The sequence below is a fragment of the Streptomyces sp. NPDC006743 genome, from assembly GCF_040703815.1.
GTDB lineage: Bacteria > Actinomycetota > Actinomycetes > Streptomycetales > Streptomycetaceae > Streptomyces.
Window position 1 is genome coordinate 211929 of sequence record NZ_JBEYJA010000007.1, and the last position, 13488, is coordinate 225416.

A 13488-nucleotide genomic window follows, 5' to 3' on the forward strand; every position below is an offset into this window, starting at 1 on the left:
TCAGACCCCGAACAGTGCCAACTGTTCCTGCTCATCAGCGGATTCGGGCTGCTCCGGTTCGAGGGCGAGACCCGCTGCCGCTGTCGTGGCCGGATCCGGATCCGCCACGGCTTCCACGCCGTCCACCGGATCGGCCTCCCCCTCGGGCCGCGTCGGCAGCACGTACTGCTGCCCCAGGCCCGCCAGGTGCAGCGGCAGCGGCAGGGCGAGCGCCTGGGGGTAGTCGGGGGGCTGGCGCAGCAGGTGGGCGGCGAGGGCGAGGGCCTGCGGGTCGTCCCCGTCGTCGGCGTGGCAGCCGAGGATGGCGAGTTCAACGAGGGCGGGCGTCCAGCCCACCGTCCCCGTGTCGATGGTCAGCTCCCCCTTGCGCTTGCCCTTTCGGAGCGGACGCGGTGTCAACTTGTCCGCCTCCACGGCCGAGGTGCTGAACTGAACAGGCTTGGGGGTGGTGCTGTAGAAGACCCGTCCCGTTCCGTCGTCTTCCGGGATCCAGAGATGTGACGCGATGCCGTTGGGTCCGTCCTTGGGGTTCACCCCCCACCACTGGGCGGTCTCGCGGCCCTTCCCCGTGCGCACCCGCACCAGTCGCAGGTCCGGAGCAAGGCGCCGCGGTTCGGCGTGCCCGTCACGGATGCGGTCCCGCTCCGTACGGCCGTCCTGTAGCCAGGTCCAGTGCGACCGGGCGTTCTGCGCGTCGACCAGGAGCATCGTGGGCCGGCGGCGCAGCGACGCGCGTACCTTCTGCAGCCACTCCTCCGCGGTCCGCCGCTGCTCCTCACGGTCGGCGCGCCAGCTGCGGCGTCCGGCGGGCGCCGTCTCGCCCTCCGTCCGCGGCGCCGGCACGGAGGGCCGCACTTCGGCGAGATGGGTCAGTCTGAGCAGCATGACCGGATACGGGACCCATGCCCCCGCGCCGTCGTCGGCACACGGGTCCCAGCCTTGGACCCGGGCCAGACCGCTCCCGGGCGCCTGCGGGGTGACCAGGACGGCGACCGGGACATCGGCGGCCCAGCGGTTGCGCGCGGTGTGGTTCTTGCGGACCATCCAGACCGCGGCGTACCGCATTCCCTGCGGAACACCCTGCTCGATGCCGTGCTCGGGATGGACCCGGGCGCCCAGCTGCCGCAGTCCGTCGTCCCAGGCCATCAGGGCCCGGTGGTCCATACTGCCCAAGGAGTTGTATCCCTTGGTCTTCTTGGGGAGCGCCACGAACTGTGTGACGAAGCCGGCGTCGGCGCAGCCGAGCCGCAGGGCGAACTTGGGGTCGTGCTCCCGGGACGCGAAATCAGCGGGGCGGTCGATCTCCACCAAGGCCAGTGCGGGCGCGTCCCCGGTCTGGTCACCGGTCAGCCACGCCGCCGTCTCGGCCCGCCGCTCCTCCACGGCCGCGGTGAGCACCTCCCGGGTGCGCCGTACGCCCTCCGGAAGGCCGAGGCCTGCGGTCAGGGCATGGCCGGTACCGTCGTCCTGGCGCACGACAGGCCGCAGGCACCGCACGCGGACGGTGAGTTCCGGCGCCTGCCACTCGTGCACCACCGGACGGCCCGGGTCGGCGGCGTCGTACTCCTGCTCGGTGAAGGAACCACCGTCGCCCTTCAGGCCGAGCCGCTTGGCGAGTGCTTCGAGGGCCGCGTCCCGCATCTCGGCCGACTGCCACAGCAGCCGCGCTTCCAGTACCGGTCGGCCGTCCTCGGTCGGCGTGGCGCCGAGTTCTCCGACGGCGAAGGCCACCACCGCCCGACGCTCGGCGCAGCGACGGGTCTCCTCTTCTTCCCGTGCCGTCTTGGGGACACTGGAGGGCGGGCCGTTGAGCGGTTTTGCCGCGGCGAGCGTGGTGTGCGTGAGGTCCGGCGCCGTGCGCAGTTCGGCGGGAAGGGCCGCTTGCGCCCAGGCCGTCAGCTCCGAGCACTGGTTCGGCATCAAGCCGGCCTTGACCTCGTGTCCGCCCATCGCGGTGCGGTACACGATCCCGGCCCGCGCGTCGCGCCGCAGCCATTCCTCGGGGTCCGTCACAATCGCGTCGGCGTCGGGGAACGGTTCACCGAGGGAGACGTCCTGGAGTAGCCGGGCCGGCCCGCCGAAGGCCCAGCCGTCGGCGAACTCGCCCCGTTCCTTGTCCCAGCGCCGCTCCAGCTGGGCGACGGCGTACCGCTCACTGAGCGGCACTCCGGGCAGCACCGGCACCCGGGGGCGCAGCAGCACCGTGGTCCGGCTTCCGTACGGCAGCCGCACCCGTCCCGTCGCGGGCGATGTGCGCGTCGCCCAGCGGCGGACGGACCAGTGGAGGTGGAAACGGGGCAGGGGGTCGAACGGCACAGTGTGCAGGGTGATGTTGAGGACGACGGAGAACCACCAGGTGCCCTTGCCCGGCGACGGCTCGTACGGCAGGGGCTGCGAGACCAGCTCCGCGCCCTGGTCCCGGGGGCCGCGCGGCATGGCGCGGAAGTGCAGCTGCCCGCCCTCGTACGGGTACGGGCCCAGGGCCAGGACCCGGCGGGCCAGCCAGTCCGTGGTGAGGGTGAACTGGTGGGCGGCCGGCGCGGCGGTGCCGCCCCGGGTGCTGCCGCAGGCCAGCAGTTCGCGCTCGACGGGTTCCCACTCGGGTGGGCGCTCGGCGAGCTGGGTGCGGACGTCCTTGAGCAGGGCTCGGTGCTCCGGTTCGGGCCGCAGCTCGCGCAGCCAGCGGTTGAGCAACGGGGTGAGAACGTGCGGGGGCAGCGGGTCGGGAGCGTCCTCGGCGATGTACAGCCATCGTTCCGGTTCCTCTCCCCGCTCGTGGAAGGGCGGCCGGGGCAGCACAAGGACGTCCGGGGCGAAGGCCTGCAGGACCTGTTCCAGGCGGCGGGTGGGTACGGTCCGGTACGGCTCCGCCTGCGGATCGCGGCCGGCGTTGCACAGGGCGAGGACCGCGTCCCGCCACTGTTCGGGGAAGGGCAGGGCGCGGTAGCGCGCGGTAAGGGTGGTCCGGGGGCCGGCCGGGAGCCAGGCGGCGGTGCGGACGGTGCGGTAGTTCACGGGCATGGCGGAACCTCCTTCGGAGGGATGCGGCGGTGACATGCGGGCCGGCGCAGGCCACCTCAGCGGACGGGCCGGTGGTGGCCGAGGGTCAACAGGGCGTCGTGGAAGGGCTGGTAGAGCAGTCGGGCCAGTGCCGGGTCGGTCGGGTCCGGGAAGGCGTCCGGATCGGCGTCGGGGGCGAAGTACGGTGACAGAACCGACCGCAGGGCCCGCAGCAGGCCGTCGGCGGCCGGGACGGCGGCGTCCGAAGCCGTGGGAGCGAGGGACCGCGCCAGCCGGGGAGCGAAGGCCGCGTCGACGAATACGACCCTGGCGGGTACTCCACCTCGTACCAGGCGGCCGATGACCTGCCACATGGTGACCAACTGGTCCCATGCGAACGCGCGCTTCTCCCAGGGGGACAGCCGGGAGTAGATGTAGCGCCGTGACAGCAGCCGACGCCACTCCTGGCGGCCCGCGAACCTCAGAGCGCGGCCCGCCTGGTCCAGTGTGGTGGCCTGGGTGACCAGCTCGGTGAAGGTGGCGGGCCCTGGGAGGTCGTCGGCGCGCGGCCGGTCGCGGACGAAGCGGCTGATCCAGTCGTTGACGGCGAAGACCGACAGGGACAGCTCGTCGGGCCGGGGATGCGGGCGGGCGAGGAAGAGCGCGGTGCCGAAGGCGGCGTTGCGCTGGACGTTGAGGATGTTGTGGCCGCGTTCGACCGCCAGCAGCGGGGCGACCAGGACTTCCGCGGATGGGTCTTCGGCGAACAGCGCGAGATCGCCGCGGCGCAGGGTGGACGAGGTGGTCCCGCCCTCCGCAACGCCTGCGCCGTGCAGGGCCTGGTCGAGGTCGGCGTCGTCCGGTACGAGCACCCGGACCCGGCCCTGCCACCGCTCCTCGGCGTCCAGGGTGTCGGCGACGGCGTAGGCCTCCCGGTAGCTGCCCACCAGCAGCAGGGCCCGCTTGCGGTGGTCGTCGGCGACCTTGGCCAGTTCCAGGTCGAGAGGGCTGTCGCAGCCGCCGGGGCCGGGCCGGCCCAGCTTGGCGGCGATCGCGCGTGCCTGTGTGGTCCGGGCCTTGGGGGCCGTCCCGGACAGGCTCATCGGCCTGCCCTCCTCGTCGTAGAGGAAGTGGGTGTCGAAACGGGTGCGTGCCACCGCTTCGAGCGATCGGGCGGACGGTTTCAGGACCGCTCCCACCGGGGCGAGCACGTGGGCCCGGGTGGACTCGCCGGCCCAGCTGGTTCCCGACATCAGCACCACATGGGGTCCCGGGCGTCCGGCCGCGCGGTCCGCACCCAGCTCCGGAAGGGAAAGGAGGAGTTCACGTCCGACGCCGGCGCAGCGGAAGAAGCGCAGGGTTCCGCTGGTGCGGCCGATCTCGTCACGCTCCCGGTCATCGGGGAGGTACTGGAAACCGAGGACGTTGCCCATGGGCGCCTCTGGGATCAGCGGCGCGTAGTCCAAGGGGGCGCGGCGGGCCAGTTCCTTGCCCTGGGTGCCGAGGCGCAGCGCGGCCTCCACGTGCGGCCACAGGTGGGTGAGGCGGTCCAGACGCTGGTGCAGGGCAGACAGGAGCAGGGTGAACTCCAGGCGGCGACAGGTCAGGTCGAGCCACTTCTCGTACGCCTCCCCGGCCGACGCCCGGCCGCCGTCCGCGACCGGGGTCTGCCGCAGCATCTCGCCGAGAAGCCCGCGGACCCGGTCCCGGGTGCGGGGGGCGGACAGGCCGTACAGGAGGTCCTGGGTGGTTTCGACCATGGTGTCGGTGAGCGTGCCGCGCCGCCCGCGGCCGCCGAGTGGGTCGTCGCGGAAGGCATCGAGCAGCGCGGCGAGTTCGTCCCGACGCGGGTCGCGGGGTGCGGTGGGTGCCCTGTCGGGTTCTGCGCCGTCGGTGTCGTCCTCGTACCCTTCGTACAGCTCCTGTTCGTCGGCCATCGCTTCGAGTCCGTCAGCGGCACGGAAGGCGTCGGGACCTAGTACTTCGTCGAACCAGTCGGCGAGGAGCTTCTCCTGGAGCGCCCACGGACTGAAGTATTCGGTGTCGACCCAGTCCCTCAGCGGTTCGTCGGAGATCAGCAGGCGGTACAGCCGGTCGGCGGCGACCGTGACGACCGCCAGGGCCGCGTTCCACTGTTCGACCTGGCGGTCCGTCAGGGGGAGCCGTCCCTGACGGGAGAGTTCCTCGATCTTGTGCGTGTGCAGCCGGTCGAGCCAGGACTCGAGGCCGGGTTGGACGAGGGTGGCCGATGGGGCGAACAGCTCGTCGAATTTCATCTGCACGGAATCGGCCTCGTCGACGAAGACGATGTCGCTGCGGATGCAGGCCAGCTCGAGCTGCCGCAACCGCTCGTCGTTGAGATGCGAGGGCACCGCGCTCTGCACCAGGCTTGCCGGGTTGGCCACCCAGATCAGTGCGTCGACCTGCGCACGGACCGACCGGTGACGCGGGCACTCGGCCCAGATGGGGCAGCCGTGGGGGGATCCCTTCGGTTCCTGGTCGGAGGGCGTGCCCTCGACGGTGCGTGGCGTGCCCGGTTCCCAGACGGCGGGGAGGGGATCAGGGCTCTGGGCCGCCTGCCCTATGCCTCGCTCCGGGGCGTTCCGCTCCGGATACAGGGTCGTGCACGGGGCGTCGGCATAGCGCAAAGGTCTGGCCGCCTCGATTCCCCTGAGCGCGTCCACGACACACGCCGTACTCAGCTCGTCGAAACCCTGCGCATCGTGGTCGAGGAGGTTGTCCAGGCCGCGGGAAGCGAGCCGGCGGTGGAGCCGCTGCACATGTGTCTCGCGTGTGCTGGCTCCGAGCAGTGGAACGGCTGACAGCCCGAGAGCGGTGAACAGCTCGCACAGGCGCAGCTGTTCGGCGGCGTCCCCTACGACGATGGTGGTGCGCAGCGGGGTCTCCCGGCGAGCGGCCCACACCGCGACCAGTGTCATCAGCGTGCTCTTGCCAGCACCCACCATGCCCGCCAGATGCAGCAGGCCGTCCAGCCGCAACGCGTCGCCGTCGGTGAAGCCGCGCCCGTCCGCGTCCCGTGGCGCGATACGCACGTCCGCCATGCGCGCCTCCCAGTTCCCCGGCCGTTCGATCTCCGCCTCCCGCTCGGCACTGTCCATCCATCGGGCGGTGTCGAGGAGTTCGTCCCGCGTGACGGTGAGCGGCGCGGAACCCCCGGCACGCCCCACGGACAGGTCGTGTCCGGAAGGTCCCTCCAGGACGAGGAGCTCGGGAATCGTGACCGACGTCGTCCGGCGCAGTTCCCGAAAACTGCTGCGGCCCGCCGGTGCCAGGGGAAGCGGCCTGCGGACAAAGTCGGGGATCCTGGCCAGGGCCTGGTCGTACACGGCGATACGAGCGGCCGCGACGGTTGGCAGCAGCGGTCGGGGAGCACTCCGCTCACGAGGGTCCGGCAGCTCATAGGCACGCAGCCGTTCGGGAACCAGACGGTACGCGTCGAGGGCCTGGTGCCAGGCGCGTCCACGCCGGAGCGTCCACAGCATATGGCGGGCGGCGGCGAGCATCGTCTCGTGCTCGCGGGTGTGTGCCAGGCCGGCGGCACGGGCGAAGGGATAGCCGCCCAGCAGCGTGTAGGCGCCCTCGGCCGGCTCCTGCGGCGCGAGACGCTGCAGCAGGCGCAGTGCGAGTTCGACCTGGCACACATGGACGGGCTTCACTCCGTCGAGCCCAGCAGGCAGCCCGTTCCACACCAGGGCCAGCTCGCGGCTCACCGGCCGGTGCCAGCTATCACGGTCACGCACGGCGGTCTCCCTTACACGTGCGCAGCCGTCGCTTCGCACGGGTCACGAGTTCGGCATCGGTCAGCAGCGGCAGATCACCGGCGCTCGCGGGCCGGGCCCGTTCGAAGGCCGCGACATAGTGGGGACGAGCCGCTGCCCGGTGCAGCGGCACCGCCCAGAACGCCTCGTCGTACGCCGGATCCGAGGGGACGGGCCGGGCGGAACGGCCGAGGAACGTCGGATGTGCCCAGTCCTTGACGTCGACGGCCCAGCGCCAGCCGTCGGGGAACACCACCTGGAGGTCGTAGGCGTCGTAGCCGGGCCACATCCGCACCTGGAGCCCCAAGGCCAGCAGCTCACGTTCCAGGTCGGCCTCGGCCCGCCCCGGCCCAGTGACGAACTGCCGCAGTGGCCTCTCCAGTTGGCTGACCGTGAGAGTTCCGTCGTAGGTGATCCGGCGGCCCGGTGGTGGCGGCCCCTGGCTACGACAGCGGTCCCGCTCGCACCACCACTCATCCGCTCCGACCGGAGTCAGCAGGGTGAGGCACCGCCCGCAGGCCACGTAGGCGCCGTCCCGCAGGTAGGACTCCGGCACAGGTTTGTAGATGCGCCGGATGAGTTCGTGCACGGGTTCCAGCACCGCGTCGCCGGTCACCTCGTACATCTCGGCGGCCGTAAGGACCGGACGGTGCACCAGCAGCCCGCGGAAAGCGGTGTACGCGTCCTCCTCGCCGTACTCACGGCACAGGCGGAGGGCGGCGAGGACGACTTCGCGGTCCCGGGAGACCGCGGCCGAGTCGGGGCTCCGACCGGCCCACTCGTGGCACAGCTCGGTCGGTCTTCCCGAGATCTCATCGAGCAGCCGGTCCCCGGGTTCCACCAGATCGGCGGGGAGGCTCAGGGGCCAGTCTTCGAGCGGCACCGTCCGGCAGCGGTCGACGAGTTCCGTCAGCCCGGCGGGCGGGCGGGCGCCACGCAGCAGGCAGGCCAACACCGTACGGTCCAGTGCTCGCTGCGCCTCAGCGGGGTACGGGAGGGTGAAGGAGTCCAGGCCGGTCTGCGCTTCCAGGGCGAGGAGTGCCGTGGCGAGCGTCCGCAGCAGCGGTACGCCGCCATGCGCCACCCAGTTCGCGGCCGGTACGACACCGTGGTCGTCGACGGTCACCGGGTCTCCCCCGTGGTGTCGGCGGCTCGCCGAGAGCGTCCCACGGAACACCAGCGCGCCGCCTCGCAGTCGGAACAGTCGAAGTCCGGGGCGGGTTCGGCCGCATAGGCCTCGTCGGCAGCCCAGCCGGTGGCGAGTCCGGCGATGACTCGCCGGGACCGGTCGAGGGTGAGGCCGTCGCAGGGGTCGAGCTCCTCAAGTCGTGCTCCGTCCGGGCGCAGCACTTCCAGCTCGACACGGGAGCGACGGGGGTCGCCACCCAGCACCCCGGACGCCAGCAGAATTACGCCCAGCGCCAGTTGGGGGAACGTCTCCACGAGGCTCCGCCGCTCCCCGAAGCGGTGTGCGGCAGTCTTCGTCTCGCGGATCACCACACCGCCGTCATCCGTGTAGACCACATCGCAGGCGGCGATGACGACGACATCCGCCTGCTCGTCGTACACCGCGACGCGGCGCTGCGGCTCGACCCGCTCCGTGGCGGGCAGACCGTCCAGCGGACACAGACCCCGGTGCGCACGGATCATGGCCCGGGCCGCGGGCAGTTCGGTCTCGTCGAGACCCGGCAAGGCGTCGGGCAGCGGGATGTCCCGGCAGGGCACCGACGGCCGTGCTCCATGACATGCGTTGAGCCAGGCGTCGACCGCACGGCCACGCCGGATCGCCTCGTTCTCCGTCCGGCCGTCACGCAGCTTGAGCACCCTGGTCAGGTGGTACCTGGCCGGGCAGTCCCGGTACGCCCGCAGGTCGGAGACGGAGACACTGCGCCGCTTGCGGGGCCGGGCCGCCCCCGACGCCCCGAGCAGGCCGGGTGCACGAGGGATGTCCCGGCAGCCGGCGAGCGCCTCGCACCGGACACAGTCCGAGCCGGGACGCCGACCTCGGCCGTCGGTCACCTTGGCCATCGGGCCACGCACATGCAGGTCGAACAGTCGCTGTACCTCCTCAACGTCCCAGTCACCAAGCACGGCGGTGGAGCCGTCGCGGAGACCGACGCCGAGAACGCGGACCCTGCCTGGTTGCGGCTGCGGTGACGTGAGAGGTTCGGAGCGCTTCATGTAGGGCGTTCGCGCCGGGACCCCAGTGGCGAGCACGTGCGCGGCGGCGACCACCTCCGGAAGCGGGCGGTCCGTCTTCACCTGCCCGAGGGACGGAATCCAGAGTTCCCGGACCGTTCCGTCTCCGGACGCGTACTGCCGCCCCCAAGCGGTGCGTTCGTACTGGTCGGCGCCCCGTACGTCGAGGGCGTTCAATTTCTTTCCGCCCACCCAGCGCGGTTGCACGGGAGAAGTGGCCGGATGTCCGGAGGCCACACGCGTCGACTGCTCCCGGTCACGTGCGGCAAGGAAGGTCCGGGCCGCTTCCCGTGCCCATTCCGCGTGTGCGCTCGAGCAGTTGCGGACATGCCAGCGGTTCGCGGCGGCCTCAACGATGGTCCTGCCCTCGTGCTCCACGGCGTCCAGCAGGCGGTCCATCGGCTGGAACACGAAGTCCTCGACCGGCTTGCGACGGGGACGCCCGGGCTGCTGGATGAGCAGGGGACGGGCCCGCAGCGCACGCCCTTCGGGACAGGCGTCGGCTTCTTCACGCAGCAGCGGCGGACCGATCCGGATCAGGGCGCCGTCGCCGTCCACTCCCGGCGGATTACCGAGAACAGTCACGAGAGCGCCTCCTTGCGCCTCGACGAGCAGAACATGGGCCAGAGTGACCTACTCTGTGAACTGAGTCAAATGACTTGATGTGAACTGGCGTGTCACCACTATCGTTGAGCCGGGCTGCAGTTGACCACGGAGGAGGACAGGACGATGGAATCCGGGAAGGTGTTCGCCGGGAGATTCGAGATCACAGGCGGCCCGCGCAGCGGAGGGATGGGAAGCGTGTACCGGGCACTGGACCCGATGACAGGACGGACCGTCGCCGTGAAGTTCCTGGCTCGCACCTTCTGGGAAGGACCGGCCGACCATGGCGGCGTACGCCCCGGCGCGAACGACTTCAAACGGTTCGAACGCGAGCGCGCGATGCACGAAAGGCTGGGCGGGCAAGGGGTGCCTCGCCTCGTGGACTACGACTTCGCGTGCGGAAGGCCCTATCTCGTCACGGAGTTCGTCGAGGGAAAGAACCTCCGCGACTTCCTCGTCACCCATCGTCCTACGCTGACCGCCGCCGTCGCCGTCACCGTCCAGGTGCTCCGCATCCTGACGCGCGTGCACGCCGCCGGCGTCATTCATCGCGACATCAAGCCGCACAACATCGTTCTGGCCGACGACGGCACTGCGCATCTGGTCGACTTCGGCATCGCTCTTCCGACCGACCCCGACGCGACCCGGCACACCGAGGGCCGGACCCCCGGCAGCATCGGGTACAAAGCTCCGGAGATCATCCTCGGCGAGCGCAACCCGGGACCGGCAGCCGACCTCTACGGCGTCGGCTGCACCCTGTTCCGGCTGGTCACCGGGGAGCATGTGTTCATGATGAGCAACCCCGATCACATGATCGAACGGCACCACTGCGAAACCCCCGCCCCACACCTGGACGCCTTCGTCGACGGACTTCCGAACGGCCTCGTCGACCTTGTCGCACGGATGCTCGACAAGGATCCCGCCGCACGTCCCACCGCCGCGGAGGCCGAATCGGCCCTTCAACCGTTCCTTCCACGGCCTGACGCCCCGGCCCCACATCCGGTCCTGATGCCGGACCCCACCGCACCGTTCAGGACCGGAATCGCCACGGCGGCCGACGCGGCCGACACCCGAACCCGCCAGGCGGCCGCCGCCGGCCGACGTCGGCCCACGGTGCACCGCCCGTCATCGGTCGGGCCCACCCGAGCCGGTCTGCGATCCCTGATCGTGCAGACAGAGACCGAACTGGCCGAACACGGGCCGGGACCGTACGCACAGCAGCTCGCGCGGTGCCTGCCGGACGCCCAGAACCACTGGGGCAAACGTGACCCGGATGTGCTCCGAGCACTGCTCCTCCGCGCCGACGCCGCCCGTCTCTCGGGGGACTGGCCAGGCGCCGGTTCCCACTACCGTGCGGTGGCGCGTGAGATGGCTGGCGCCGCCGTGCGAACGGCAGAACACGTCCTGGCTCTGGAGGCCCGGATCGGAGCGGCCGAGTGCGCCATTCCGGAAGAGGACGACGCACGCGATGCCCTGCGCTCCTGGGAACGCGTCGTCCTGGAGGCATGCGCATTCCTGCCGGAGGTGCCCGACCGACTCGTACGCCGCTGCCGCGAGGTGGCTCAGGAACTGGCCGAGTGGGGACACGCGGAGGTCGTCGAGACGCTACTCGAAAGGCTTCCCGACGGCTGATCGCGGACGTGTTCTCCTGGTGTTACGAGTGATGACTTGCGTCCTGTGTCAGGTCCTCATCCACCGGCCAGCCCGCCACCCGCCAACAGCCCGGCGAGAACATCCCCCAGAGCGTCGCTCATCGAACTCATTTCCGCTGCGGCATGCTGGAACTCGACCAGTTGCCGATGGATTTCACCATGGCGTCGCTGCTCCTCCAGGGGCAATCGCAGCGCCCGCAGACGTCGTACGTCGATGCGGGACGACGCCGACGCATGCGTACCCGCGCGCCGCGCGTTCGAACGCACTCTCAGGCATGCCGCCAGGAAGAACGGGTCGAGGCGTGCGGGGTCGACACGCAGTCGGTGCAGATGGGGGCCGAGCACTGTTGGCGCCTTGGTCTCCACCCAGGCGTCGTATCCCTGCGTGGCGCCCACAACCACCACATCACCGAAGGCGGTGATCGTGAGTTCCCCTTCTTCATGCAGGCGCTCCACATCCTCGGGAGTCATCCACTGCTGACCGCCGTTCCCCTCGCCCATGAGTAGGGGGGTGAGAACCGGCACCGCTTCATCTGGCCGGGGAGCACGCTGGACCAAGCCTGCCGGCAAGGGAGTTCCCGCGGCCAGTGTGACCGCACCCGTCTGCTCGAGTTCGGCCACACTCACATCAAGGCGGTCACCCGGCTCACGTACTGCGGTGAGCGCGCGGAGCGCCTGACTGCTGTCACGCAACGCCAGCAATGCGTCGTCGAAGTCCGTCCATGACCGGCGTAGATCCACAGCAGTGGCGGCTGCCGTGGCAGGCACGTGCCGGGCTGGCGTGAGATCGGTGTCGTCGCCGAGCAGGTCCAGCACCGGAACTACGGCCGTCCCCTGAGCCGCGTCACCCCTGAGCCCGGCCAGTATCCGATCGCGCACGGCGTCCCAGTCCACAGCTTGACCGCGTCCTGTGGTTGGAGTGTGGCGACAATCGGCCGTGTCCACGAACAAGGCGGAAGAAGCAGTGTGTTCCCCCGCTGGTGAACCCAACAGCCAGAGATGCAGCCCCACTCCATAGGGCTGGGCCGCGCCGACCGGTAGCGCCACCACCATGCGGACCGCACCCGCACGGACGAGCCCGGCCCGGATGCGCCGCCCGGCGCGACGCGAGGCGACGGCCGGTGGCAGCAGTACGACGGCCAGACCCTCCGGGCCCAGCAAGGAGAGAACGTGCTGAACCCAAGCCAATTCGGGCTCGGTACGAGGTGGCTGCCCGAATTGCCAGCGTTGGTCGGTGGCGAGTTCGCCGTGTCCCCAGTCCCGCTCATTGGAAGGAGGGTTGCACAGAACCAGGTCCGCATCGGCCTGGGGCAGAGGATCGTCCCGCAGCGTGTCGGCCGCCAGCACCTTGCGTCCTGTTTCCGGTGCCTCCAAGGACAACCAGGCTTCTGCGAGCCTCACGAGAACAGGGTCACGGTCGTGGCCGGCCAGTTCGAGGCTACCCTCACCCGCCCATCGCCGCGCTGCTGCGACGAGCAGTCCTCCGGTGCCACAAGCCGGATCGACGACAGAGCGCACACGTTCTCCGTCCCGCGCCGCCTGTGCGATGTCCGTCATGAGATCGGCGAGGGGAGGCGGAGTCGTGGCGATCTGTCGCACATGCGTGCCGAGCCAGCGCCCCAGGAGAAAAAGGAATCCGCTGCTTCTGCTCTCGCCGTCCTTCCGCGCCAGGCGAAGGGCTTCCTCCGCCAAAGCCCGCTCCGGTCCAGTCGCGTCCGATGCGGCGTACTCCGTCGGCATCGCACCGCCCTTGCTCAACTGCCTGCCCACATGAGCGATGAGGAGTCCCATGCGGTCCCGGTCACCCAAGTCCTCGATACGAGGCCACAAGCGCTCCCAGCCACTAGCGACAGTGCCGCCCTTTCCATGCCTGGTCAGCCACTCCTCGACCGAGTCGAGGGAGAACTGCGGACTGGCGTCCGTACCGGCCACCGGGGACGGGAAGTCATCATGCCGCCGACGCCAGTTGCTGACGGCTGCACGCCCCACACCAGCGAGCCGGGCGATGCCGGCCAGTGTCACGGTCACCGGCTCGTCGTGCTGGGCCATGGTGTCCTTCCGGTCTCATGGATGTCTCAATATCGCCGGGTAACGCTACGCCACGGCATTACGTTTCGCACCATCCTTCCGAGTGCGTCATTGACTTAGTTTTCACAGTACCGCCACTGCTGGGTGACGTCATGAGTTGACTGCCGAGTCCGCCCCGCAGGCAGGGGACTGCCCTGGGGTCTGCGCTGGAGGATCGAATGCTGCCG

General features: G+C 70.5%; 6 protein-coding genes. 1 reads left to right on the forward strand and 5 read right to left on the reverse strand.

What is annotated here, in order from left to right; translation table 11 throughout:
* Genes ABZ719_RS09235 through ABZ719_RS09250 form a run of 4 tightly spaced genes read right to left on the reverse strand, consistent with a single transcriptional unit; the run spans position 1 to position 9563 of the window.
* Positions 1-3021: a DUF3962 domain-containing protein gene (locus tag ABZ719_RS09235; protein ID WP_366724576.1), complete on the reverse strand. Its 3021-nt coding sequence runs from the start codon at positions 3019-3021 to the stop codon at positions 1-3.
* 56 nt (positions 3022-3077) lie between these two features.
* On the reverse strand, positions 3078-6761 hold the full coding sequence (locus ABZ719_RS09240; RefSeq protein WP_366724577.1) for a hypothetical protein: 3684 nt from the start codon (positions 6759-6761) through the stop codon (positions 3078-3080).
* Entirely contained in the window at positions 6754-7905 is a 1152-nt protein-coding gene (locus tag ABZ719_RS09245; RefSeq protein ID WP_366724578.1) for a hypothetical protein, read from the reverse strand. Before ABZ719_RS09245 ends, ABZ719_RS09240 begins: the two co-directional genes overlap by 8 nt.
* Positions 7902-9563, reverse strand: coding sequence for a PD-(D/E)XK nuclease family protein (locus ABZ719_RS09250; RefSeq protein ID WP_366724579.1), 1662 nt, complete (start codon positions 9561-9563; stop codon positions 7902-7904). Before ABZ719_RS09250 ends, ABZ719_RS09245 begins: the two co-directional genes overlap by 4 nt.
* Before the next feature lie 144 nt (positions 9564-9707).
* Here ABZ719_RS09250 and ABZ719_RS09255 point away from each other — a divergent pair, with 144 nt between their 5' ends.
* Positions 9708-11213, forward strand: coding sequence for a serine/threonine-protein kinase (locus tag ABZ719_RS09255; protein ID WP_366724580.1), 1506 nt, complete (start codon positions 9708-9710; stop codon positions 11211-11213).
* A gap of 56 nt (positions 11214-11269) precedes the next feature.
* Here the strand turns inward: ABZ719_RS09255 and ABZ719_RS09260 are convergent, their stop codons facing one another.
* A complete protein-coding gene (locus ABZ719_RS09260; RefSeq protein WP_366724581.1) occupies positions 11270-13282 on the reverse strand; it encodes an N-6 DNA methylase in 2013 nt (670 codons plus the stop codon).
* Positions 13283-13488 lie beyond the last annotated feature (206 nt).

Coding starts and splice junctions, on each gene's coding strand:
- ABZ719_RS09255 (WP_366724580.1), top strand. CDS start 9,708: ATGGAATCCGGGAAGGTGTTCGCCGGGAGATTCGAGATCACAGGCGGC.
- ABZ719_RS09260 (WP_366724581.1), bottom strand. CDS start 13,282: ATGGCCCAGCACGACGAGCCGGTGACCGTGACACTGGCCGGCATCGCC.
- ABZ719_RS09235 (WP_366724576.1), bottom strand. CDS start 3,021: ATGCCCGTGAACTACCGCACCGTCCGCACCGCCGCCTGGCTCCCGGCC.